Genomic DNA, 22,760 nt, shown 5'->3' with positions numbered 1-22,760 from the left:
CGCCAGCAGGGCAGTGCCATGATTTTAAGCATCATGGTGATGATGGGGTTGGGGATCATTGCCCTTAATGCTTTACAGCAACAGCTTTCTGCCGGACTGGCGCTGACCTCAAACCAGCACCGTTATGTGATCGCCTGGGAAAATGCCGCATCGTCATTAAGCTGGGGAGTCAGCCAGCCCTGGAAGGCGTTCAGTGATGTTAAGTGGCAATGTCAGGATGTCCCGGCAGTCGTTGTTGGCACCGGATCCGGGCGGGCATGTGTACGTCCTTCGCTGAGAATTGACGTTTTTGTGGTTCGCGGGGAAGGTGTATTGGCCCAAGGTGGGGAACCTGTGAGGCTTTATCAACAGGTCAGCATGCAAAAACAAGCGGACGGTTCACTGGCTTTTTCACCCCTCAGACAAGGCTGGCTGGATTTCTGCCCGGAAGCTGATGAGCAGTTTTGCAATGAATAAGGCTGAGAAGAATCAGCAGGGTTTTAGCCTGCCGGAAGCGCTGATCGCCGCGCTGCTGCTTTCGGTATCTGTTCTGGGATTGCTTAATTATTTTCAGTCACTGAGTCATGGCTTTATGCGTCAGTGGCAGGTGCAGCAGGCGTGGTCGGAGGCTCACTCACAGTTAGAAGCCTATTCGGCCACCGGAAACGTGACTGAACCGCAAATTAAAGGCTGGGAGTATCAGTTGTCGGTCTTTCCCGTGGGACAACACTGCCAGCGGATTAACGTGGTGATCCTGACTCCCACACATTATCAGGCACGTTTACAACGTTTACTTTGTGAGCCTGGCACGGGGAACCCCGCCGGCTAAGCGGGAAAAATACCGCCAAGCCGCTTGCAATAGCAGCCCAACTGCATAGAGTGGTTTAAGACCGAGGAATTAAGCGGGCGTGTAATATCGCGACAGGTCGCAAACTGTGACATTACGCCAGAATGCACATCACGGTACTGAGATTGTGACAACTATCCTGCATCCGCGGGGTCTTATCAGACTCAACGGCATAAAACAGCAGGTTGAGGTTCATCAGTTGGTGAACCGTTATTTTTGCCCACGTGGCATGTTTATTTGATTGAGGGAGAGTGGCAATGTTAAAACAGGTTACCCGAATTTCAGGGTTACTGTTGTTATTGACCTTTTGGGCCCCTGTTGTTTCAAGCGCTGCCGGTTGGCAGCCTTATGCACAAGCTATCAATAAAAGTCAGAACGACCCGCGTCAGTATCAGGCGATAAAGCTGGCCAATGATATGACGGTTTTGCTGGTTTCTGATCCTGAAGCGCCCAAGTCACTTGCCGCTCTGGCTATCCCCGTAGGTTCGCTGGAAGACCCGGATTCACAGTTAGGTCTGGCTCACTACACCGAACACATGTTGCTGATGGGCTCAAAAAAATATCCTCAGCCTGAAAGCCTTTCTGAATTCCTCAAAAAACACGGCGGCAGCCACAATGGCAGCACGGCTTCCTACCGCACAGCCTTTTATCTGGAAGTTGAAAATGATGCCCTGCCGGAAGCGGTAGATCGCCTTGCCGATGCTATCGGTGAACCTTTACTGGATCCTGCCAACGGCGATCGCGAGCGTAACGCGGTGAATGCTGAGCTGACCATGGCGCGCTCGCGAGATGGAATGCGTATGGCCCAGGTGCGGGCTGAAACCCTAAATCCCGCGCATCCCGGCTCCCGTTATTCCGGCGGGAATCTGGATACTCTGAAAGACAAACCAGGCAGCAATCTGCACGAGAAACTGACGGAATTTTATCACCGTTACTATTCGGCGAATCTGATGGTCGGTGTGATTTACAGTAATAAGCCGTTGCCGGAGCTGGCTGAGCTGGCCGGGAATACCTTCGGGAGTATTGCCAATCATCATGCTGCGGTACCACCGATTACCGTTCCCACATTAACTGACGAGCAAAAAGGTGAATATATCCATTTTGTTCCGGCACAGCCCCGCAAAGAATTGCGCGTAGAGTTTGCCATTGATAACAACAGCGCAGCGTTTCGCAGTAAGACAGATACCTATATCAGCTATCTGATCGGAAACCGCAGTCTGAATACATTATCTGACTGGTTACAAAAGCAAGGTTACTCCGACGGTATCAGTGCGGGGGCAGACCCGATGGTTAACCGCAATCAGGGCGTATTTAACATTTCGGTATCCCTGACGGACAAAGGTCTGGCTGAGCGCGACAGAGTGATTGCCGCCATTTTCAGTTATCTCCAGGAGATGCGCGGGCAGGGCATTAACAAAAGCTATTTCGATGAAATCGCGCATGTGATGGCGCTTGATTTCCGGTATCCCGCGCTGACGCGTGATATGGACTACGTTGAATGGCTGGTGGATACCATGCTGCGCGTACCGGTTGAACACGTTCTGGATTCGCCTTATCTGACGGATCAATATGATCCTAAAGCGATTGAATCGCGTCTGGATGAAATGACCCCACAGAATGCGCGTTACTGGATTATCAGTCCCAACGAGCCGCACAACAAAGTTGCCTATTTTGTGAATGCGCCTTATCAGGTTGATAAAGTCCCACCGCAAACCTATGAACAATGGAAAGCGCTGGGGAAGGACATCAGACTTTCTCTGCCTGAGCTGAACCCTTATATTCCCGACTCGCTGGCGCTGGTGACTAAAAACGCCACGGCCACCAAACCTGAACTTCTGATTGAAGATAAAGGCCTGCGCGTTTTCTATATGCCAAGCCGCTACTTTGCCGATGAGCCCAAAGCCAATGTGACGGTTTCTTTTCGCAATGAGCAGGCGTTAAGTACGGCGAAAAACCAGGTACTTTACGGCCTGACTGACTATCTGACCGGTGTGGCATTTGATCAGCTGAGTTATCAGGCTTCTATCGGCGGGCTGAGTTTTGGGACGTCGCCGGATAATGGACTGCAGTTTACCGCCAGCGGTTTCACCGAATGTCTGCCAGATCTGCTGGCTACGCTGGTGGAGAGTTACCCTGATTTTAAACCGACGCAGGAACAGCTGGATCAGGCGAAATCGTGGTATCTGGAACGTCTGGCATCGGCGGATAAAGGTAAAGCTTTCGAACTGGCGCTGCAGCCGGTTCAGTTATTGTCGCGGGTACCTTACACCGAACGTTCAGAACGGGAGAAACTGGTTGCGGGTATCACACTGGAAGATGTGAACGCTTACCGTGAGCAACTTATTCACCACGCCGCCGTTGAGATCATGGTGGTGGGGAATATGACCGGGGATCAGGTGAAAGCCATGTCCCTGCAGATTATGCAGAAGCTGGGGGCGCACGGCACACAGTGGTGGCGTGGAACGCAGGCCGTCGTCACGGAGCCGTTGAAAGCCAATATTCAGCGGACGGGCAGCAGTTCTGACTCGGCGCTGGCCGCCGTGTATGTGCCAACAGGTTATGATGAAATTCAGAGCATGGGCTACAGCGCATTGCTCGGGCAAATCATCCAGCCATGGTTCTATAGCCAGCTGCGCACCCAGGAGCAACTGGGTTACGCGGTGTTCGCCTTCCCCATTCCTGTTGGCAAACAGTGGGGTATTGGTTTCCTGCTGCAAAGTAACAGTAAGCAACCGGACTATTTGTATCAGCGGTACCTGGCCTTTTACCCACAGGCTGAGAAGCGTTTGCGGGAAATGAAAGATGCCGAGTTTGTTCAGTACAAACAGGGTCTGGTGAATGAAATGCAGCAGCGTCCGCAAACGCTGGATGAAGAGTCAGACCGCCTGGGCAATGATTTCAGCCGTGGGAATGCGCAGTTTGATACGCGCACCAACGTCATTCGAGTCATTGCGGGGCTGACGCAGACGCAGCTGGCGGACTACTTCCATCAGGCAGTGATTAAACAGGACGGACTGGCGATGTTGTCGCAAGTTTCCGGCAATGACAGTAAGACGCCGCAGTATGCGGCGCCGGAAGGGTTCAAAACCTATGCCGACACCTCGACACTGCAGCAAACCCTGAAATCTCAGACTTCACATTAATGTGAGATTAGTGAGCGGGGAAACTAAAAAGGGCGCATTTGCGCCCTTTTTAGTATGTGCACCAGAGCGCTTACAGTTCGGAAATTAAGATCTTCGACCGGCGCTGATAGTTGTACATTTCCTGCTTTTGAATCGGCAGAACATCAACTTCAGCCGGTTTGAAGCCGCGTTCCTGGAACCAGTGAATGCTGCGGGTCGTCAGCACGAACAGGCGGTTCAGCCCCATTTGTTTTGCCTGACTGGCCACCCGCTGCAACAACATTTCACCGCGTGACGAACTGCGGTAATCAGGATGAACTGCCACGCAGGCCATTTCCCCGATACCTTCATCGTGGAACGGATACAGCGCCGCACAGGCAATGGTCAGGTTATCCCTTTCAATAATCGTGAATTTATCGATTTCCATCTCTAGCTGCTCGCGGGAGCGACGAACCAAAATACCTTGTTGTTCAAGCGGGCGGATAAGCTCGAGGATCCCGCCGATATCGTTGATCGTTGCACGGCGTACCTGCTCCGCACTCTCCATCACAATTTGGGTACCGATACCGTCACGCGAGAACAGTTCCTGAATCAGCGCACCGTCTTCCTGATAGCTGATCAGGTGGCTGCGACGCACACCGCTGCGGCAGGCTTTAACCGCGCCACGCAGGAAACGCACTGTTCCCGAAAGGTAATCGCCGCTGGCTTCCATCTTATCAATGCGTTGCTGCGCATCGTTCGGGAACAACTCAGAAATGATATTCCCTTCCTCATTAATCACGCCCTGCGACGAGCAGAAACCGATCATCTTTTCGGCTTTCAGCTTGATGGCCAGTTGCGTCGCCACTTCTTCAGACGTCAGGTTAAAACTTTCTCCGGTAACGGATACGGCTACCGGCCCCATCAGCACGATGGCATTGCTGTCGAGCTGGCGGTGAACGGCCTCTTCATCGATGCGACGGATACGGCCACTGTGGCAATAGTCGATACCGTCATCTACGCCCAGGGGTTGCGCGATAATAAAGTTACCGGAAACAACATTGATGTGCGCACCCTGCAGCGGAGTATTATTCAGGCTCATCGACAGGCGGGCGGTGATATCCAGCTGTAACAACCCCGCAGCCTGCTTCACCAGCTCGAGTGTACGGGCATCGGTAACACGAATATTTTTATGATAAATCGGCTCGCAGTGATGCTCTGCCAGATTCTCATCGATTTGCGGACGGGCACCATACACCACCACCAGCCGGATACCTAAGCTATGTAACAGCCCGATATCATTGACGATGTTGCTGAAGTTCTCATGTTCAATGGCTTCACCACCGAGCATGACAACGAATGTTTTGCCACGGTGAGCATTTATGTAGGGAACGGAGTGGCGAAATCCCTGGACCAATTCAGTGCTACGTTCCTTCACGGCAAAACCTCATTTGAATTTTTATTCGTAATTTTTGTATTTTTATTCTTTTGAGGCTGTGTGGCAAGTAAGAAATCTCTGTTTTTCTATTAACAACGATTACAAACACTCAACAAATTGATTTATCAAAATAATGTTAAGGAATGACATGCAGGGAAGGATTAGTTAAAATTCCCAAACTGAGTTTTTTATCATCACTTTTGATTTTTGTAACCTGTTTGAGATTGCATGACTGACGATAACCACAACCCCGGAAGACGACGACTTCTTCAGACCGTAGCGGCTTCCTGGATGCTCAGTGTGAGTAAAGTGGGGTTTGCCGCCAGTTCACAGGTTATCGCCGTGCGCATATGGCCTTCCTCGACATACACCCGCATCACTCTGGAATCCAGCACTCCTCTGAAGTATAAGCAGTTTCTGCTGAGTTCACCTGCGCGTGTGGTTGTGGATATTGAAGGTGTACAACTGAATAGTGTGCTCAAAGGTTTGGGCGAAAAAGTTCAGCAAACCGACCCGTACATTCGCCAGGCGCGGGTAGGGCAGTTTGATGCCCAAACGGTACGCATGGTGCTTGAGCTCAGGCGCCCCATCAATCCCCATGTGTTTACACTCAAACCGGTCGCAGAGTTCCACAATCGTCTGGTGGTTGATTTGTACCCTGAAGAGGGGGCGGTCAGCGCTGAAGATGATCCGCTGCTGGCATTACTGGAAGATTACAACCGCGGGGACGTGGCCAGAACATTGCCGCCGGAAACGGCGAAAGACGGGCAGGCAGGGCACAGCCGCCCTCTGGTCATTATGTTGGATCCCGGTCATGGCGGTGAAGACCCCGGCGCAATCGGCAAGTATAAGACCCGTGAAAAAGACGTTGTCTTACAGATCGCACGTCGTTTACAAAAACTGATCGCCCGTGAAAAGAACATGAAAGCCTACATGACCCGTAATGAAGACGTGTTTATTCCGCTGAAAGTGCGGGTCGCCAAGGCGCGAAAGTTGCGGGCTGATTTGTTTATTTCCATCCATGCTGATGCTTTTACCAGCCGTGCCGCCAAAGGTTCATCCGTTTTTGCTCTGTCGACCAAGGGCGCGACCAGCTCAGCAGCACGTTTTCTGGCGCAGACTCAGAATGAATCCGATCAGATAGGGGGTGTCAGTAAAAGTGGCGATAAGTATCTCGACCATACGATGTTCGATTTGGTGCAGACCGCGACAATCAACGACAGCCTGAAATTTGGCAAAGAAGTACTGACACGAATGGGCAAGATTAACCCGCTGCATAAAAACAAAGTGGATCAGGCCGGTTTTGCGGTACTGAAAGCGCCAGATATTCCATCGATTCTGGTGGAAACTGCGTTTATCAGTAACATCAATGAAGAGAAAAAACTGCGCACCGCGCATTTTCAGCAGCAGGTTGCAGAATCAATACTGGAGGGGATTAAGGCGCATTTCGCCAATGGCTGAGTGCCTGCAATGAATTGGATATTAAGGATAATGCGAGGAAAAATGTCGGGGCTGGTGCGCTGTTAACTCAATCTTCAGATACAAAAAAACACCCGTTAAGGTGCCTGATGTTTACGTCTGACTGATTGTTTTAGTAGTTGGTTGCGGGGGCCGGATTTGAACCGACGACCTTCGGGTTATGAGCCCGACGAGCTACCAGGCTGCTCCACCCCGCGTCCGTCACTACTTAATACTGCATTTACTTCTTCACATTATTCGAACTCAGCGTAATAAGCATAAGTCTCGAATTGGTTGCGGGGGCCGGATTTGAACCGACGACCTTCGGGTTATGAGCCCGACGAGCTACCAGGCTGCTCCACCCCGCGTCCGTAGCACTTCTTACTTCTTTACTTCATCGTTCAATTCAATCGGGCATTTTATTGCCTGCGAATCGAATTGGTTGCGGGGGCCGGATTTGAACCGACGACCTTCGGGTTATGAGCCCGACGAGCTACCAGGCTGCTCCACCCCGCGTCCGATGGAGGCGAACTATACTCCCCATGAGATTTCGCGCAACCCTTTATTTGGATTTATTCAAATAAACCACCTGGTTGCTGACTTTTTAGGCATAAATTCCTCTATTGCTTCCCAATTTGGCCGAGGGCACTTTTTTCGGCTATTGCAATTCCTTTCTGATAGGCCGTTTGTTATCGTTTCGCCAGTCAATTCCCATGAAAGTAAGAGAGCGCGGCAATAATGAAAGGACGTTGGAGTAAATTTCTGCTGGGTGGTTTGGTTGTTGCGGTGCTTGCAGGTTGTTCCTCGCGCCCGACCGACCGGGGTCAGCAGTATAAAGACGGGCGGCTGGATAACGCGCTTGAATACGTCAATGAGCCGAATGCGACAGGCAAACCCGTCAATGCCCTGGATTACTCCAATCAGGTCGCCGCGGTACAAATTGCCTCTTCTTCCTTATATGGCAGAAATAACCCCACTTTCCAGGCCGTCCAGCAATGGCTGCGTTCAGGTGCTGATACCCGTAACCTGAGCCAGTACGGCATCAGCGCTTATCAGATGGAAGGGGCTGATAACTTCGGTAACGTGCAACTGACCGGCTATTATACGCCGGTGGTACAGGCGCGTTACACGCGTCAGGGTGAATTCCAGTATCCGTTGTACCGTATGCCGCCTAAACGTGGACGTCTGCCTGATCGCGCCTCGATTTACTCAGGTGCACTGAGTGAAAATTACGTAGTGGCCTGGACTAACTCCCTGATGGATAACTTCATGATGGAAGTGCAGGGCAGCGGCTATGTGGATTACGGCGACGGGCGTCCGTACATGTTCTTTGGTTATGCCGGGAAAAATGGTCACGCTTATCGCAGTATCGGTAAGGTGCTGATTGATCGTGGCGAAGTCGCGCGTGAGAATATGTCGATGCAGGCGATCCGCCAGTGGGCGGATACGCACAGTGCCGCTGAAGTCCGTGAGTTGCTGGAGCAGAATCCCTCATTTGTGTTCTTTAAACCTGAACCTTTTGCCCCTGTTCGTGGCGCAAGCGGTGTGCCGCTGATTGCCAAAGCATCCGTGGCGTCTGACCGCTCGCTGATCCCGGCAGGAACCACGCTGCTGGCGGAGGTGCCGGAGCTGAATGATAAAGGTAAGTTTACCGGTAAATACCATATGCGTCTGATGGTTGCGCTGGACGTCGGCGGTGCCATTAAAGGGCAACATTTCGATATGTATCAGGGGATTGGTACCGATGCCGGACACTCAGCAGGATTTTATAACCACTATGGCCGCGTCTGGGTGTTAAAATCAGCGCAAAATGGCAAACCGCTGTTCACAGCCTATGCTCAGCCAAATTAAGTTTCGACACGTATTGAGGTTCAGAAGGTCATGACAGCAACATATTCCGACGCCTACCAGCAACGCTTTGGCGGCACTGCACGTCTTTATGGTCAGCAGGCACTGGCGTTATTCTCGCAGGCACATGTCTGCGTGATTGGTATCGGCGGAGTGGGTTCCTGGGCTGCCGAAGCGTTGGCCCGTACGGGAATTGGCGCCATTACGCTCATTGATATGGATGATGTGTGCGTGACCAATACCAACAGGCAGATCCACGCTCTGCGGGAAAATGTCGGGCAGGCGAAAACCGAAGTAATGGCCCAGCGCATTCTGGCGATAAATCCGGAATGCAAAGTGACCTGTATCGATGATTTTATTACGCCGGACAATGTTGCTGAAATGCTCAACATGGGATTTAGCTACGTGATTGATGCCATTGACAGCGTGCGGCCAAAAGCCGCGCTGCTGGCATACTGTCGTCGTTTTAAGATCCCGGTCGTGACCACCGGCGGGGCGGGCGGACAAATCGATCCGACGCAGATCGCCGTCGTGGATCTGGCGAAAACCATACAGGATCCGCTGGCAGCCAAACTGCGTGAGCGACTGAAAAACGATTTCAACGTGGTGAAGAACAGTAAAGGTAAGCTTGGGATTGACTGTGTATTTTCCAGCGAACCGCTGATGTACCCGCAGGCGGATGGTTCAGTCTGCGCATCGCGCGCGACGGCAGAAGGCCCGAAACGTATGGACTGCGCTTCAGGTTTTGGTGCGGCGACGATGGTCACCGCCACGTTTGGTTTTGTCGCGGTTTCTCATGTTCTTAAGAAGATGATGGCAAAACAGCAGCGTCAGGCTCAGGCTGCCTGACGGGCGAGATGTAAAACACCTTCAGCCAGCGCATTCAGCCCGCTGGAGCGGCTGGTGCTCAGTTGCTCCCTCAGGCCCAGCACATCGAATAACGCCAGCGGATCCCGACTCAGGATCTCGTCTGGCGTTTTGCCTTCTACAGCGGTCAGCAGCACTGCCAGCAAACCTTTGACGATCCGTCCCTCGCTGTCCCCGTAAAAATGCATTGTTCCATTTTCTGATTTTTCCGCTCCCAGCCAGACCCTATTTTCACATCCCGACAGCTCATTCTCCGGTACCTTCAATGATGCCTCCAGCGGTGGCAGAGATTTCGCCAGCAGAATTAACTGGCGATAGCGGTCCTCCCACTGACGAAATGAAGCAAATTTTTCTGTCAGCGAAGCTTCGGTAATTTCCTGTCCAAAAGGGTGTGGCGCGAGCATTGTGATCCTTAAAAAGCGTATGTCTCAGAAATGTGATTAATCAGCCAGCAGGCTCATCGCATATTTTACCGCCCCGACCAGGCGTGCGACATCTTCTTCATTATTATAGGGCGCGAATGAGGCGCGCAGGGTTCCTTTTACGCCCAGAGCGTCCATCAGTGGCTGCGCGCAGTGTTGCCCGGCGCGCAGCGCAATGCCTTGCTCCGCGAGTAAGGTGACCAGGTCGCTGTGATGCACGCCGGCAATATCAAATGCAAGCAGCGAAGCGTCCTGTGTGCGGAAACTGCGAAAACCTTCAATCTGTGACAACTGTTTCTCCGCCATTGCCGCCAGGTTTTGCGCATGTTTCTCGCCAGCCTGCACATCTCGGGTTTTCAGCCAGGTCAGCGCAGCGGCCATGCCGATCACGCCGGCAATGTTGGGGGTACCTGCTTCAAAGCGATGGGGCACCGTCTGCGGCGTAAAGCCGGTCATTGTCGCGTGGGTCAGCATTTTTCCGCCGCCGTGCCAGGGCGCCATGCTGTCGAGCAATTCTGTTTTACCGTACAACACGCCAATCCCCGTCGGGCCATACAGCTTGTGGCCGGAAAAAGCATAGAAGTCGATATCAAGTTGCTGTACGTCCGGCGGGCAATGTACAACGCCCTGTGCGCCATCCACCAGAACCGGCGTGCCGTTGGCGTGTGCCAGTTTAATGGCGAGTGAAAGATCGGGCATACCGCCGGTGACGTTCGACATTTGTGTGATCGCCAGCAGACGCGTGCGGGTATTCAGCAGGGCGGGAAGCTGGCTGATATCTGCCATACCGCGCTCGTCTACCGGCAACGTGATAACCCGCGCCTGACACTGTTCTGCCAGCATCAGCCAGGGGATCAGATTCGCGTGATGCTCGGCCTGACTGACAATAATCTCATCTCCGGCCTGCAACCGCGGGCGCAGATAACTTTGCGCGACAAGATTGACTGACTCGGTGGTGCCGCGTGTCCAGACAATGTTCTCTGCGCGCGGCGCATGGATCCAGTCAGCCACCTGTACGCGTGCCTGTTCGTAGGCATCTGTCAGCGTTTGTGCCGCACGGTGCTGACTGCGGTGGACTGTCGCGCCCTCCTGTGAATAAAAATTCACAGTGGCGTCAATCACGGCCTGCGGTTTGAGCGCCGTGGCTGCACTGTCGAGGTAGCACTGCCCCTGCGACAGGGCGGGGAAGTGTCGCCGGAAATCAGCGGCGTTAAAGTCGGTCATGCGAGGTTATATCCTTCGGCTTCAGGGTAAAGAGTACAAACTTTGAGCTAATGCAAACCACCTATTCATTTTAGGAATGGTTACCTGGAAATATATCAGAGGTTTGTTATGCTGAATTACGAACACTAGACAAATTAGCCTGGGGGCTTCCCGGGAATTGAAAGCATTTTAATCTGCAAGGAGTCTACAATGAAAAAGATCGTCGCCGTAATTTCAGCCGCACTGCTGACCACAACACTTGCCGCCTGTTCAAGCAACTACGTGATGCACACCAACGATGGCCGTACAATCGTTGCTGAAGGCAAACCAAGCACTGACAGTGATACCGGTATGATCAGTTATACCGATGCGTATGGCAACAAGCAGCAGATCAATAAATCTGAAGTGAAAGAAATGGCCGAAGGGAAATAATCCCTTGCGTGACACCACCTTCGGGTAACCTCACTGCGCCTCACGACAAAACCGGATACGTATGCGACGTAGCCGGTTTTGTCACATATGAAGGGCGCTCATTGGCAGGCATCCCAAAATTCGGGCAAAAAAAAGCACCGCAAAATGCGGTGCTAAAAAATCACTTTGGACAGACAGGGTAATGTACAGGAAGTGAAAAGTTTGTAGCATTCAAGCTACGTGTCCGGATTGCCGGACAATTGCAAACACAACATCACAACCACAAGCCAAAAGTATTTCAGCATCCTCATACCAATCTACTTTTCGTTCCGGCTCAGGAAGTGGCGCCACTATAGGTTTTTGCCTGTACATCCTCAACGGACAAATTATAATGTCTCGGATTAAAAAAACTAATATCTGAACCCCCTGACAGGGGTTCCGCTGACCGCCACATAAGAAGTCTCTTATTTATGTCAAAACGTTTACCCCCTCTGAATTCACTGCGCGTGTTTGACGCCGCAGCGCGTCACCTTAGTTTTACTAAAGCGGCGGAGGAATTGTTTGTCACACAGGCTGCTGTTAGCCACCAGATCAAGTCACTTGAGGACTTTTTGGGGCTAAAACTGTTTCGTCGCCGAAATCGCTCTTTGTTACTGACCGAAGAAGGGCAGAGCTATTACCTCGATATTAAAGAGATATTCTCGTCTCTTAACGAAGCGACACGCAAACTTCAGGCCCGCAGTGCAAAAGGCGCACTGACCGTCAGTTTGCCGCCAAGCTTTGCGATTCAATGGCTGGTGCCAAGATTGTCTGGCTTTAACTCAGCTTATCCGGGTATCGATGTACGCATTCAGGCCGTAGACCGCGAAGAGGACAAATTGTCCGATGATGTGGACGTGGCGATTTTCCATGGCCGAGGTAACTGGCCGGGGCTGCGTGCAGAGCGTTTATACGCCGAGTATTTAATTCCCGTTTGTTCTCCTTCCTTATTGATGGGCGATAATTTGCTGAAAGAACCGGCAGATCTCGGTCACCACACGCTGCTGCATGATGCCTCGCGCCGTGACTGGCTGGCCTACACCAAGCAGCTTGGCCTGCAGCAGGTGAATGTTCAGCAGGGGCCGATTTTCAGCCACAGTGCGATGGTTGTTCAGGCCGCGGTTCACGGGCAGGGGATTGCACTGGTGAATAACGTGATGGCGCAAACCGAGATTGAAGCTGGCCGTCTGGTGTGTCCTTTTAATGAAGTTTTAGTCAGTAAAAACGCTTTTTATCTGGTTTGTCATGACAGTCAGGCAGAACTGGGTAAAATAGCCGCCTTTCGTCAGTGGATCCTCGCGCGTGCCGCCAGTGAGCAGGAAAAACTGCGCTTTCGGTTTGATCAGGCCTGAAACCTGAAATACAGAAACCGATGACCATGAACGTACTGATGAGACGGATGAGTAGACGTTTTCATCATTAAAAAACGATAACGGGTAACGTATAATGACCAGTCGTTCAATGCTGATTTTTGCCGCGATAAGCGGTTTTATCTACGTGGCGTTTGGTGCTTTTGGCGCGCACGTGCTGAGCCAGTCGCTGGGAGAGGCCGAAATGGCCTGGATCCACACCGGGCTGACCTACCAAAGTATTCACACGCTGGCGGTGATGATTTTAGGCGTTGCCATGCAGCGTCAGCGTAATGTGTGGTTCTACTGGAGCAGTGCCTTCCTGGCGCTGGGAACCGTGTTATTCAGTGGCAGCCTTTACTGTCTGGCGCTGTCGCACCTCCGTTTATTTGCTTTTGTGACTCCGATTGGCGGTACCTTGTTTCTGGTCGGTTGGATTTTGATGTTGATAGGCGCATTGCGTCTGAAGAAAAAGGCCGAACGCCATGAATAAAGTTGCCCTCTACTGCCGTCAGGGTTTTGAAAAAGAATGCGCAGCAGAAATCACAGACAAAGCTGCGAAGATGGAAATCTTCGGTTTTGCCCGCGTAAAAGAAAACAGCGGGTATGTGTTGTTTGAATGCTATCAGCCTGATGATGCTGATCGTCTGGCGAAAGAGCTGCCATTCCGCGAACTGATCTTTGCTCGTCAGCTGATCGTCGTCGGCGAGTTGCTGAAAGATCTGCCGCCGGAAGATCGCGTTTCGCCGATCGTGGGCATGGTACAAAACGTGGTGACCAACGGTGGTGAACTGCGTGTAGAAGTGCCGGATACCAATGAAAGTAAAGAACTCACCAAGTTCTGTCGCAAACTGACAGTGCCATTACGTACCGCGATGCGCGAACGCCGCGTGCTGGGAAAACGTGAAAATCCGCTGCGTCCTGTCGTGCACGTCTTCTTCATTGCATCAGGTTGCTGCTACGTTGGCTATTCCTACAGTAATAACAATTCCCCGTATTACATGGGGATCCCGCGTCTTAAGTTTCCGTCAGAAGCACCAAGCCGTTCCACGCTGAAGCTGGAAGAAGCATTCCATGTGTTCATTCCTGCTGATGAATGGGAAGAGCGTCTGGCGAGCGGGATGTATGCGGTAGATTTGGGTGCCTGCCCGGGCGGCTGGACCTATCAGCTGGTACAACGCAGCATGATGGTTACCGCCATTGATAACGGCCCGATGGCGCCAAGCCTGATGGAAACCGGTCAGGTTATTCACTTGCGTGAAGATGGCTTCCGCTACAAGTCCACCAGTACCAAAAACTACTGGCTGGTGTGTGACATGGTAGAAAAACCGGCGAAAGTGGCTGCGCTGATGTGCGACTGGCTGGTTAACGGCTGGTGCCGCGAGACGATTTTCAACCTGAAATTGCCGATGAAAAAGCGTTACGAAGAAGTGTCTAACATCCTCGCGCGAATTGATGAACGTCTGAAAGAAAATGGCATTAATGCGGAGATCTTCGCCAAACAGCTCTACCATGACCGGGAAGAGGTAACGGTGCATATTCGTCGCTTCTGGTCAGCCATCGGTGGCCGTCGTGATGAACGCGATCGTTGATTTACGCTGAATGGCGTTTGATATGATGCGAAAAGGCGCTTTCTTCGGGAAGCGCCTTTTTTCTTTGGCAGACTTACGGCAAGCGCAACTGCTGTAAATTCCCGTCGAGAGCGATATCAGTTTGCAGCGCAGACACCCGTTTGCAGGCGTATGCCAGATCCCGATGCTCCCGCAATTTTGACTGCCACTTTTCCGGCACCGCACTCAGATTGTCATACAGCGCGTCCAGTGAACCGGCCTGAGCCAGCAGAGTCACGGCCGTTTTTGGACCAATACCGGGTACGCCAGGGATTTTACTGCTGCTGATCCCCGCCAGCCCCCAGTAGTCTGTAAGCTGGTGCGGTAATACGCCGAATGTTTCCTGCACGAACGGCAAATCAAGCCAGCGTTTTTGGAAATAATCGCGGATCTGAACGTTAGCGGCCAGCAACTGGCAATACCCTTTATCCGTTGAGACGATGGTGACCTGATGACCGCCGGAGGCGACTTTTTCCGTCAGCGTCGCCGCGAGATCGTCAGCTTCGTTGCCGGCTGAATGCCAGCAGGCGATCCCGTGAGCTTCAAAACCGGCCTTCAGACTGGGCATTTCTGCAAACAAATTGTCCGGCATCGGTGAGCGTCCTGCTTTGTAATCTGGCAGACACTGATGGCGCCAGCTGTCAGCGCGATCGTCTTCATCGAAAACGGCTACCGCGTGCGTCGGCCGGGTATGCTGAATCAGCTGCGCGATCGCATTCTGACAGGTAATCAGGCAGGGCGAACCCTGAACCGCATGAATGCGACGGATAAGATTCAGGGCATCAATAATCAGCAGATGTATTGCCATCGACAAACTCCATAATAATCAGGGCGACATCGCGTCGCCCTGAAAAACCCTTATTCTTCAAACTTACCGGGACATGTGCCGGGCATCCGAAGGTGTTTGGGTATCCATTTCTATGCACAAATCTCGTAGCACGGAATGTACGCGCTGCCCGGTAATTTCATGCGGTGCTGAGCGACAAAACCTTGCAACAAACTGTCCATTTTCTTCATCAGTGCCGGATCACCGTGCAGCTTAAAGCGTCCGTACTGTTCAATGGCGTGGATGCCAAACTCTTTGACGTTACCGGCCACAATCCCGGAGAAGGCGCGGCGCAGTGCAGCAGCCAGCTCCTGTGGGGGTTGGTTTGGATAAAGATTCAGGTTAGCCATATTTTCATGGCTTGGTTCGAACGGATGCTGTAAGTCGGGTGCAATACGAATCGACCAGTTAAAGCTGTAAGCATCACCGCTGTTACGACGGTTTTCCTTGACCAGCGGCATAGCCCGTTTCATCTGGCGTGCCACTTCGGTCGGATCGTCAACAATGATGGTATAGAACTTAGATGCTTCTTCGCCCAGCGTTTCTTTGATGAACGCATCCAGTACGTGGAAGTAGTCTGCACTCTCTTTCGGGCCGGTCAGAATCAGCGGTAACACCTGATCGCTGTTTTGCGGATCCATCAATATGCCCAGTAAATAGAGCAGTTCTTCCGCCGTGCCGACGCCGCCAGGGAAAATGATAATACCGTGGGCAATACGCACGAAAGCTTCCAGCCGTTTTTCGATATCCGGCATGATGATCAGTTCATTGACCAGGGGATTAGGCGGTTCTGCGGCAATGATCGACGGTTCGGTCATTCCGATAAAACGACCGGCTTTGTAACGTTGCTGCGCGTGGCCGACGGCCGCACCTTTCATCGGCGCTTCCATTGCCCCCGGACCGCAGCCGGTGCAGATGTTCAGTTCACGTAAACCAAGCTGGCTGCCGACGTTGCGGGCGTACTGGTATTCAATCTCATTGATTGAGTGCCCGCCCCAGCACACTACCATGTTCGGATCTTCATCCAGATGGAGTGCGCGGGCATTACGTAAGATGGAGAACACCATATTGGTCAGGTGTGCGGAATCGTTGTCGTTGAAGTTCTCAAAGCGCGGATTATTAGAGATTTGCGCATTCACAAACAGAATGTCACGTAAAACAGCGAACAGGTTGGCCTGTAATGAGCGGATAATCCGGCCATCGACAAAGGCATCTTCCGGCGGGTTTACCAGCTCAAGTTTTACGCCGCGCTCTCTGCGCAGCACATTGATATCAAAACTTTCGTAACGTTCGAGGAGTTCTTTGCTGCTGTCGGTCTGGCTGCCGCTGTTGAGTACGGCCAGTGAGCAATTTCTGAAAAGACGATATAAGTCGCTGCTCGCCGTGCGCTTGAGCATGTCGACTTCCAACTGCGACAACAAATCCATTGAGCCCAGCGGGCTGATGTGAGTAATCAAAGTTGCTCCTTGACACCTAAGGGTGCAGTGATTCTTTCTGCCTGCCGGGCGCGATGCATGATTTTTCGGATCATGTTTTTTGCGTCGCAAAGCGTGAGCAAACAAAAACAATTGTCTGTTAGCAGAAAGGATTACCGGTACTGTTTTGCCCCGTAATCTCTTTCTGATTTAACAGTAACCTTGTCACCAGGCTTTTACCAATACTCACAGAGCGTTAGCGCAAATCTTGAGCAATGCCTCGCATTATTGCCTGACGAGTCTTGCTGTTACCGGTTCAAACGGGAAGTTAGATCGCCATGGATTGATGTCCAGACCACCGCGGCGGGTGTAACGGGCATACACCGCGAGCTTCTCTGGCTGACAAAAATGCAGAATGTCGTTAAAAATTCGCTCCACGCATTGTTCGTGAAATTCGTTGTGATGACGGAATGACACCAGGTAGCGCAGCAGGGCTTCGCGGTCGATTTTCGGGCCACGGTATTGGATCTGCACTGAACCCCAGTCGGGCTGATGGGTGATCAGACAGTTTGATTTGAGCAGGTGGCTGACCAGTGACTCTTCGACGAACTCTTCGCCCGCAGCATCTGCAAGATAGCCGGCATTGAATTCGTAGCTGTCGATTTCAATATCCTGATCGTCGATGCAATCGCCTGCGAAATGCCCGACGGGCGACCCTTCTATTTCTGACAAGCGACTGACGCTTACCGTCACCTCACCTTCAGCGCAGGCGCTTAAATCATGTGTTAACGTTTCCTGTACTGTCTGCCAGTCCGGGAATACGGTCTGGTTGAAGCTGTTGAGGTAAAGTTTAAAGCTTTTGGATTCGATCAGATTTTGACTGTCGGCCTTCAGGCTGATTTCACCCACAGCGACCTGAGGTAATCCTTTTGCATTGAGCCAGGACAGTTCATACAGCGTCCAGATATCTGCGCCATGAAAAGGCAGATTATCCGGAAATAAACCCAGGGGTTCACGGTTCATACTGCGGGGAACGGCTTGTAATAAGGAGGCGTCGTAGTGATCGACGTAAGCCGTGCTTTTGCCCAGCGTCAGTTGCGCCAGTGCGGGGTTATCCTGATAAGAGGACATGCTGTCACCTTGCTAAGAGATCGGTACAATAGGGAATAGTGACTAGTTTAACCCAGCCTTACCTGAAGATGAGAGAATTATGGAGTCTGAAGTTTCTGTAGCATTGCGTGAATTTACTCAGCGTTATGTCGATCTCTGGCAGCGGGAAACCGGGATGCCGCCATCAAGTGAAGCATTATTGGGTGTGGAATCACCTTGTATCGTGAAAACCGATGAAGACAAGGTGTTTTGGCTGACTCAGATTTTCAGCCCTGATGACACGTTGCAAAACGTTGAACGGGCGATGGAGTTACAGCTACGCCATGAAGCGCACGTGTTTTATACCACGCAGTTTGCTGGTGATATGACAGCGCAATGGCAGGGTAATACGCTGACGCTGTTACAGGTCTGGAGCCCGGAGGATTTCACCCGTTTGCAGGAAAATCTGATAGGCCATCTGGTGACGCAAAAGCGCCTTAAGCTGACGCCGAGCGTGTTTCTGGCGACGACCGATTCTGAGTTGGATCTCGTATCGCTGTGTAATGTGACGGGGAATGTTATTCTGGAGCAGTTCGGCAGCAAAAAAAGAACGATACTCTCGCCATCGCTATCTGAATTCCTTACAATGCTGACCCCTGTTTATCCCGCCTGATGCCGTTATTCAGAAAAACATTTTCCCGCAGAGCTTAAATGGCTCACATGCGTGTGAGAGATCTCTCACAAAGACTGTAAGAGATCTCGCTAATTTGACTTATCCTCTCGCCGTTATTCTTGTTAAATTTCTTTTTAATGAATGACTTAAGTGTTTTCAGGCCTGTGAGATGGCTTACCCGTTTCTCTTTTGGCTTACAGCCCTTATTGCCTGAGAGGGCAAAATCAACGATTCTAGTCGGGCAGAAAGGAAGCATGAATCGGAACATCAGGATGATGGCTGATTCATAAAGCAGGGGACGGCTCAGGAAGAGTCAGGACGGCATCGGATTATGCCAGGATGTTTCAGGAAGAAACCAGGGACACCTCCAGGACGGAGAAGAGAGCTCACAAAGGAAGCTGAGCGGGTCACAGATGACCAGGATGCAAGTCGGGATGACTTAGGATAAACCGTCAGGATGAAAGTTGGACGATGCAAAGGACAGCCGGTTAGGATAACCGCAGGAAAAGTTTTCAGGGATTGAGCAGGGAGCACTTAGGTAGCTGGATTGCTATAAAACGAACCGGGGGCACTGTGTAAACAGTGCCCCCAACTTTTTGTCTGAACCCTGAGATTTTTCTAAACACTGAACGGCGCCCCGAAGTTCACGGCGCGCCTCTTAGCGACAAAGGCTAGCCAATCGCGCCCAGAACATCATCCTGACCCTGCTTTTTCGGCAGCAGGAACAGCGTTGCGAAGATATCCAGCAGGTAGATAGCCGCCAGTAACGTAATGGCGGCTGTGAAGGACACTTGCGCGACCAGCATACCGATCACCAGCGGACCAAAACCTCCCACGCCGCGCCCCATGTTGAACAACAGATTTTGTGCCGTCGCCCTGACGCGAACCGGATAGAGGTCTGAAATTAATCCGCCGTACCCCCCAATCATGCCATTGACGAACATGCCCATAAGCGCGCCTGCAAACAACATCAGTGTTGGATCGGATAACTGCGCGTAACAGACGACCATGATTACGGCACCCACCTGATATATCAGGAAAATTTTCCAGCGCGGGAAGCGGTCAGACAATACGCCAAACAGCCAGATGCCGAAGGTCATGCCGATAATGGTTACCGCCGTCCACAAACCGGATTTAGTCAGCGAGAAGCCAAAGTTTTTGGACAGATAACTCGGCATCCAGATCATCAGGCCGTAATAACCAAAATTTTGCACCGAGCACAGAATGAAAATACCGATGCTGGCTTTGGTCGTGGCTTTATCGCGAAACAGCAATTTGATGCGGCTGAACAATGAACCGTCGTTATCAGTTGACGCACTTTTGACAAAGGCTTCAGGTTCGCCCATGGTGCGGCGGATAAGGAAGGAGGCCAACGCTGGCAGCAGGCCGACCAGAAACATTCCGCGCCAGCCAATGATGCCGAGCAGCAGCGGAGTGAGGAATGCCGCGAGCAGTACACCGAGCTGCCAGCCCATACCGACGTAGGCCGATGCCCGGTTACGTTTTTCTGCCGGCCAAGCTTCGGCAATCAGCGCCATGCCAATTCCAAACTCACCGCCAAGTCCGATACCGGCCAATGTGCGATAAATCAGTAAATCCCAGTAACCCTGTGCGAAGGCGCATAAACCGGTAAATACTGAGAACATCAGTATCGTAAAGGTCAGGACGCGTATGCGGCCAAAACGATCGCTGATCGGCCCGAAAATTACGCCACCGAGCACGGCGCCAATCAGCGTCCAGGTCACCAGTGAACCGCTTTGGGAGGCCGTCAGGCCAAATTCGCTGGAAATTGCCGGGAGCATGAAGCCGAGGATGAGCAGATCAAAGCCGTCCATGGCGTAGCCTGTTACCGAGGCCAGCATGGCTTTTGCGGGTGTTGCGTGTGTTTTTTGAGTGTGTTGAGCAGACATGGATACACATCTTGAGAGAAAAAAGTGGCGGTAGTTTGCCCGTATCGGGCATCTTTCGCTACCACGAAAAACGTATGGTTGAAGGGATTAACGCAGCCGGATGCAGAAAGTTGGGGCAAAAGGTCTTCAATGTTATGCTTTGCGCCCCCGAACGGACGCTGGCCGGGGCCATGAATGAAGAGAGCGACTCATGAATATAGAAAAACAGGTTCGTCAGATTTTAGAAGATATTGAACAGGTAATGCGTGACGATAAACTCTGGCACGCCACGCCTCCTGATGCGGAAGCTTTTGAGAGTAAAGAACCGTTCTCGGTCGATACGATGTCTGCTGAACAGTGGCTGCAATGGGTGCTGGTTCCCCGTATGTATGCGTTACTGGCTGCCGGATCGCCAATGCCTACCCGCTTTGCTATCACTCCTTATTTTGAAGTGGCGATGCCTGAAGCAACCCTGTTGTTGAGTCAGTTGCAGCGTCTCGATGACTTGCTGAATATAGAAGACTGACATGCTGGAAATTTTGTATCAGGACGAACATCTGGTCGCAGTGAATAAACCTGCGGGCATGCTGGTTCATCGCAGTTGGCTTGACCAACATGAAACAGTGTTTGTGATGCAGACATTGCGTGATCAGATTGGTCAGCATGTGTTTACCGTTCACCGGCTGGATAAACCGACTTCAGGCGTTTTGCTGATGGCGTTATCCAGCGACGTGGCAAGGTTGCTGTCCCAGCAGCTTGAGAATCACCAGATGAATAAGGTGTATCACGCGGTGGTTCGCGGTTATGTCAGCGAGGACGGAACGGTCGATTACGCACTGACCGAAGAGCTGGACAAAATTGCCGATAAGTTTGCTAACCCCGATAAAGCGCCGCAGTCAGCCGTCAGCCATTATCGCGTGGTAGCACAGGCTGAGATGCCGGTCGCCATTGGCCGTTACGATACTGCCCGCTACAGCCTGGTAGAGCTCAAACCCGAGACTGGCCGTAAGCATCAGTTGCGTCGGCATATGTCGCATCTGCGCCATCCTATTATCGGGGACAGCGCGCATGGCGATTTGAAGCAAAACCGTGGTATGACGGAGCATTTCGGTTGTTCCGGTTTGATGCTGCACGCCAGCCACATGACGCTGCCGCATCCGGTTACGGGTGAGCTGCTGTCTTTACAGGCTCGCTGGGATAACCGCTGGCAAAGTGTGGTCGAACAGTTCGGCTGGCAGGGAAAAATCCCTGAACTTGAAAGGGTTGAAGTTACCCCCGCTTGCGGTCAGGATAGTGAACAAATTTAAGTTCTACGGACGAAATCGTCGAATGACACAGGAGTGAAGCCATGGCAGAAGTCGGAATTTTTGTCGGTACGGTGTACGGCAATTCGTTACTGGTTGCGGAAGAAGCGGAAACCGTGCTCAAAAGTCAGGGGCATGAGGTAAAGCTGTTCGAGGAAGGATCGCTGGAAGCCTGGCAGTACTATCGTCATCATTTCGTTCTGGTTGTGACGTCGACGACCGGGCAGGGCGATTTGCCTGACAGCATTGCGCCGCTGTATGTGGCCATCCGGGATACTGTCGGATACCAGCCTGAGCTGCGTTACGGTCTGATTGCGCTGGGTGACAGCAGTTACGATCATTTTTGCGGCGGCGGGCACAAGCTGGATGATTTATTGCAGGAGCAGGGCGCTGCGCGTATTGGCGATTTGCTGGAAATTGATGCCATGGAAAATCCGGAGCCGGAAACGGTGGCTATTCCATGGGTAGAGAAGTGGGCGTCGCTGCTTAAATAAGGCGCACTTCTGCATATATATTAAAAAGGTCAGGTAATTCACCTGACCTTTTGCATTTCTGAATGGCGAAATAATGCCAGACATTAACCGCGTTAACGACCGCTGGTCAGTTTTTCCAGATCGGATTCAATCTCGGTAATTTTATTGGCCACTACGGATTCCAGATGACGTAAATCATCCAAAATTTTACGTTTCAGGTCAACTTCCACCTGGTCGCGCTGACAGATTTGATCTAACTCATCAATGACATAACGCAGATTCGGGCTGATTTCATGAATTTCTTTATAACCCTGCCCTGCATTATCGGCAACGATGGTTTTACGCTGGCGCGGATATTTAAATTTCACGCTTTTAGCGAAGAATTCACCTTTATCACGGCGGAAATAAATCTTCAGGATGTCGTTATTAGCCTCCTGACGCAGGCTGTAACGATCAATATCGTCGGGATTATTAATGCCCAGGCTTTTCAGATTGTCATACATAGCGCTACCTTCGGTT

Annotated in this window: 22 protein-coding genes and 3 tRNA genes; 14 read left to right on the top strand and 11 right to left on the bottom strand. The window is 51.8% G+C overall.

Going from position 1 to position 22,760, the window contains the following annotated elements; translation table 11 throughout:
* The first annotated feature begins 18 nt into the window (after window positions 1–18).
* The 3 genes from ABSH60_RS05490 to ptrA all read left to right on the top strand — a co-directional run bounded on the left by ABSH60_RS05490 (window position 19) and on the right by ptrA (window position 3,969).
* Window positions 19–456 carry a YgdB family protein gene (locus ABSH60_RS05490; RefSeq protein ID WP_183850337.1) on the top strand — a complete coding sequence of 146 codons (438 nt, stop codon included), beginning with the start codon at window positions 19–21 and terminating at the stop codon, window positions 454–456.
* Complete coding sequence (locus tag ABSH60_RS05485) at window positions 434–808, top strand: prepilin-type N-terminal cleavage/methylation domain-containing protein (RefSeq protein ID WP_390973038.1); 375 nt, start codon at window positions 434–436, stop codon at window positions 806–808. The genes ABSH60_RS05490 and ABSH60_RS05485 overlap by 23 nt, the downstream gene beginning before the upstream one ends.
* A 275-nt stretch (window positions 809–1,083) precedes the next feature.
* Window positions 1,084–3,969: a pitrilysin gene (ptrA, locus tag ABSH60_RS05480; RefSeq protein ID WP_390973036.1), complete on the top strand. Its 2,886-nt coding sequence runs from the start codon at window positions 1,084–1,086 to the stop codon at window positions 3,967–3,969.
* A gap of 70 nt (window positions 3,970–4,039) precedes the next feature.
* Here the strand turns inward: ptrA and argA are convergent, their stop codons facing one another.
* A complete protein-coding gene (argA, locus tag ABSH60_RS05475) occupies window positions 4,040–5,365 on the bottom strand; it encodes an amino-acid N-acetyltransferase (RefSeq protein WP_056781792.1) in 1,326 nt (441 codons plus the stop codon).
* A 228-nt stretch (window positions 5,366–5,593) separates the two neighbouring features.
* Between argA and amiC the strand changes: the two genes are divergently transcribed.
* Window positions 5,594–6,826 carry an N-acetylmuramoyl-L-alanine amidase AmiC gene (gene amiC / locus ABSH60_RS05470; protein ID WP_390973034.1) on the top strand — a complete coding sequence of 411 codons (1,233 nt, stop codon included), beginning with the start codon at window positions 5,594–5,596 and terminating at the stop codon, window positions 6,824–6,826.
* Window positions 6,827–6,964: 138 nt separating this feature from the next.
* Here amiC and ABSH60_RS05465 read toward each other — a convergent pair.
* From ABSH60_RS05465 to ABSH60_RS05455, 3 genes are all read right to left on the bottom strand, one after another.
* Window positions 6,965–7,041 (bottom strand) — tRNA-Met (locus tag ABSH60_RS05465).
* Between the two features lie 73 nt (window positions 7,042–7,114).
* Window positions 7,115–7,191, bottom strand: a tRNA-Met gene (locus ABSH60_RS05460).
* 71 nt (window positions 7,192–7,262) lie between these two features.
* Window positions 7,263–7,339 (bottom strand) — tRNA-Met (locus tag ABSH60_RS05455).
* A gap of 222 nt (window positions 7,340–7,561) precedes the next feature.
* Here ABSH60_RS05455 and mltA point away from each other — a divergent pair.
* Complete coding sequence (mltA, locus tag ABSH60_RS05450; RefSeq protein ID WP_056781790.1) at window positions 7,562–8,674, top strand: murein transglycosylase A; 1,113 nt, start codon at window positions 7,562–7,564, stop codon at window positions 8,672–8,674.
* Between the two features lie 30 nt (window positions 8,675–8,704).
* Window positions 8,705–9,520, top strand: coding sequence for a tRNA cyclic N6-threonylcarbamoyladenosine(37) synthase TcdA (gene tcdA / locus ABSH60_RS05445; protein WP_390973031.1), 816 nt, complete (start codon window positions 8,705–8,707; stop codon window positions 9,518–9,520).
* Here the strand turns inward: tcdA and csdE are convergent.
* Window positions 9,508–9,942, bottom strand: a complete 435-nt coding sequence (csdE, locus tag ABSH60_RS05440) for a cysteine desulfurase sulfur acceptor subunit CsdE (RefSeq protein WP_056781786.1) — start codon at window positions 9,940–9,942, stop codon at window positions 9,508–9,510. The two genes, tcdA and csdE, sit on opposite strands and share 13 nt — an antisense overlap.
* A 36-nt stretch (window positions 9,943–9,978) precedes the next feature.
* Window positions 9,979–11,184 carry a cysteine desulfurase CsdA gene (csdA, locus tag ABSH60_RS05435; RefSeq protein ID WP_390973029.1) on the bottom strand — a complete coding sequence of 402 codons (1,206 nt, stop codon included), beginning with the start codon at window positions 11,182–11,184 and terminating at the stop codon, window positions 9,979–9,981.
* 189 nt (window positions 11,185–11,373) lie between these two features.
* Here csdA and ABSH60_RS05430 point away from each other — a divergent pair, with 189 nt between their 5' ends.
* The 4 genes from ABSH60_RS05430 (at window position 11,374) to rlmM (ending at window position 14,554) form a co-directional block, all read left to right on the top strand.
* A complete protein-coding gene (locus ABSH60_RS05430) occupies window positions 11,374–11,595 on the top strand; it encodes a YgdI/YgdR family lipoprotein (protein ID WP_056781782.1) in 222 nt (73 codons plus the stop codon).
* Window positions 11,596–12,044: 449 nt separating this feature from the next.
* A complete protein-coding gene (locus tag ABSH60_RS05425) occupies window positions 12,045–12,965 on the top strand; it encodes a transcriptional regulator GcvA (RefSeq protein WP_056781779.1) in 921 nt (306 codons plus the stop codon).
* Window positions 12,966–13,059: 94 nt separating this feature from the next.
* A complete protein-coding gene (locus ABSH60_RS05420) occupies window positions 13,060–13,455 on the top strand; it encodes a DUF423 domain-containing protein (protein WP_056781778.1) in 396 nt (131 codons plus the stop codon).
* Complete coding sequence (rlmM, locus tag ABSH60_RS05415) at window positions 13,448–14,554, top strand: 23S rRNA (cytidine(2498)-2'-O)-methyltransferase RlmM (protein ID WP_056781775.1); 1,107 nt, start codon at window positions 13,448–13,450, stop codon at window positions 14,552–14,554. The genes ABSH60_RS05420 and rlmM overlap by 8 nt, the downstream gene beginning before the upstream one ends.
* 73 nt (window positions 14,555–14,627) lie before the next feature.
* On the opposite strand, the gene xni is transcribed toward rlmM, so the two are convergent.
* From xni to queF, 3 genes are all read right to left on the bottom strand, one after another.
* Complete coding sequence (gene xni, locus ABSH60_RS05410; protein WP_390973026.1) at window positions 14,628–15,380, bottom strand: flap endonuclease Xni; 753 nt, start codon at window positions 15,378–15,380, stop codon at window positions 14,628–14,630.
* A 110-nt stretch (window positions 15,381–15,490) separates the two neighbouring features.
* On the bottom strand, window positions 15,491–16,855 hold the full coding sequence (ppnN, locus tag ABSH60_RS05405) for a nucleotide 5'-monophosphate nucleosidase PpnN (protein WP_122096996.1): 1,365 nt from the start codon (window positions 16,853–16,855) through the stop codon (window positions 15,491–15,493).
* Window positions 16,856–17,098: 243 nt separating this feature from the next.
* On the bottom strand, window positions 17,099–17,944 hold the full coding sequence (gene queF / locus ABSH60_RS05400; protein WP_390973024.1) for an NADPH-dependent 7-cyano-7-deazaguanine reductase QueF: 846 nt from the start codon (window positions 17,942–17,944) through the stop codon (window positions 17,099–17,101).
* 79 nt (window positions 17,945–18,023) lie between these two features.
* Between queF and syd the strand changes: the two genes are divergently transcribed.
* Window positions 18,024–18,575 carry a SecY-interacting protein gene (gene syd / locus ABSH60_RS05395; RefSeq protein WP_056781767.1) on the top strand — a complete coding sequence of 184 codons (552 nt, stop codon included), beginning with the start codon at window positions 18,024–18,026 and terminating at the stop codon, window positions 18,573–18,575.
* Between the two features lie 671 nt (window positions 18,576–19,246).
* Here syd and ABSH60_RS05390 read toward each other — a convergent pair.
* A complete protein-coding gene (locus tag ABSH60_RS05390; RefSeq protein WP_390973022.1) occupies window positions 19,247–20,485 on the bottom strand; it encodes an MFS transporter in 1,239 nt (412 codons plus the stop codon).
* A gap of 190 nt (window positions 20,486–20,675) precedes the next feature.
* Here ABSH60_RS05390 and ABSH60_RS05385 point away from each other — a divergent pair, with 190 nt between their 5' ends.
* The 3 genes from ABSH60_RS05385 to ABSH60_RS05375 are packed head-to-tail and all read left to right on the top strand — an operon-like array spanning window position 20,676 to window position 22,262.
* On the top strand, window positions 20,676–20,990 hold the full coding sequence (locus tag ABSH60_RS05385) for a YqcC family protein (protein ID WP_390973020.1): 315 nt from the start codon (window positions 20,676–20,678) through the stop codon (window positions 20,988–20,990).
* A 1-nt stretch (window position 20,991) separates the two neighbouring features.
* Window positions 20,992–21,771, top strand: coding sequence for a tRNA pseudouridine(65) synthase TruC (gene truC / locus ABSH60_RS05380; protein ID WP_122096993.1), 780 nt, complete (start codon window positions 20,992–20,994; stop codon window positions 21,769–21,771).
* 41 nt (window positions 21,772–21,812) lie between these two features.
* Window positions 21,813–22,262 (top strand): flavodoxin, encoded by a 450-nt coding sequence (locus tag ABSH60_RS05375; protein ID WP_390973018.1) that lies wholly within the window; start codon window positions 21,813–21,815, stop codon window positions 22,260–22,262.
* 92 nt (window positions 22,263–22,354) lie between these two features.
* Here ABSH60_RS05375 and ABSH60_RS05370 read toward each other — a convergent pair whose 3' ends face one another.
* Entirely contained in the window at window positions 22,355–22,744 is a 390-nt protein-coding gene (locus ABSH60_RS05370) for a DUF3461 family protein (RefSeq protein WP_056781756.1), read from the bottom strand.
* Window positions 22,745–22,760 lie beyond the last annotated feature (16 nt).

It is taken from the genome of Rahnella sp. R3(2024) (genome assembly GCF_042920125.1).
Lineage (GTDB): Bacteria > Pseudomonadota > Gammaproteobacteria > Enterobacterales > Enterobacteriaceae > Rahnella > Rahnella rivi.
Note: the sequence above shows the minus strand (reverse complement) of the source record. Positions and strands in the feature narration are given on the sequence as shown.

Excerpts from the sequence above, each read along its gene's own strand:
- ABSH60_RS05490 (WP_183850337.1), top strand. The coding sequence starts at position 19 with ATGATTTTAAGCATCATGGTGATGATGGGGTTGGGGATCATTGCCCTT.
- ABSH60_RS05485 (WP_390973038.1), top strand. The coding sequence starts at position 434 with ATGAGCAGTTTTGCAATGAATAAGGCTGAGAAGAATCAGCAGGGTTTT.
- ptrA (WP_390973036.1), top strand. The coding sequence starts at position 1,084 with ATGTTAAAACAGGTTACCCGAATTTCAGGGTTACTGTTGTTATTGACC.
- amiC (WP_390973034.1), top strand. The coding sequence starts at position 5,594 with ATGACTGACGATAACCACAACCCCGGAAGACGACGACTTCTTCAGACC.
- mltA (WP_056781790.1), top strand. The coding sequence starts at position 7,562 with ATGAAAGGACGTTGGAGTAAATTTCTGCTGGGTGGTTTGGTTGTTGCG.
- tcdA (WP_390973031.1), top strand. The coding sequence starts at position 8,705 with ATGACAGCAACATATTCCGACGCCTACCAGCAACGCTTTGGCGGCACT.
- csdE (WP_056781786.1), bottom strand. The coding sequence starts at position 9,942 with ATGCTCGCGCCACACCCTTTTGGACAGGAAATTACCGAAGCTTCGCTG.
- csdA (WP_390973029.1), bottom strand. The coding sequence starts at position 11,184 with ATGACCGACTTTAACGCCGCTGATTTCCGGCGACACTTCCCCGCCCTG.
- ABSH60_RS05430 (WP_056781782.1), top strand. The coding sequence starts at position 11,374 with ATGAAAAAGATCGTCGCCGTAATTTCAGCCGCACTGCTGACCACAACA.
- ABSH60_RS05425 (WP_056781779.1), top strand. The coding sequence starts at position 12,045 with ATGTCAAAACGTTTACCCCCTCTGAATTCACTGCGCGTGTTTGACGCC.
- ABSH60_RS05420 (WP_056781778.1), top strand. The coding sequence starts at position 13,060 with ATGACCAGTCGTTCAATGCTGATTTTTGCCGCGATAAGCGGTTTTATC.
- rlmM (WP_056781775.1), top strand. The coding sequence starts at position 13,448 with ATGAATAAAGTTGCCCTCTACTGCCGTCAGGGTTTTGAAAAAGAATGC.
- xni (WP_390973026.1), bottom strand. The coding sequence starts at position 15,380 with ATGGCAATACATCTGCTGATTATTGATGCCCTGAATCTTATCCGTCGC.
- queF (WP_390973024.1), bottom strand. The coding sequence starts at position 17,944 with ATGTCCTCTTATCAGGATAACCCCGCACTGGCGCAACTGACGCTGGGC.
- syd (WP_056781767.1), top strand. The coding sequence starts at position 18,024 with ATGGAGTCTGAAGTTTCTGTAGCATTGCGTGAATTTACTCAGCGTTAT.
- ABSH60_RS05390 (WP_390973022.1), bottom strand. The coding sequence starts at position 20,485 with ATGTCTGCTCAACACACTCAAAAAACACACGCAACACCCGCAAAAGCC.
- ABSH60_RS05385 (WP_390973020.1), top strand. The coding sequence starts at position 20,676 with ATGAATATAGAAAAACAGGTTCGTCAGATTTTAGAAGATATTGAACAG.
- truC (WP_122096993.1), top strand. The coding sequence starts at position 20,992 with ATGCTGGAAATTTTGTATCAGGACGAACATCTGGTCGCAGTGAATAAA.
- ABSH60_RS05375 (WP_390973018.1), top strand. The coding sequence starts at position 21,813 with ATGGCAGAAGTCGGAATTTTTGTCGGTACGGTGTACGGCAATTCGTTA.
- ABSH60_RS05370 (WP_056781756.1), bottom strand. The coding sequence starts at position 22,744 with ATGTATGACAATCTGAAAAGCCTGGGCATTAATAATCCCGACGATATT.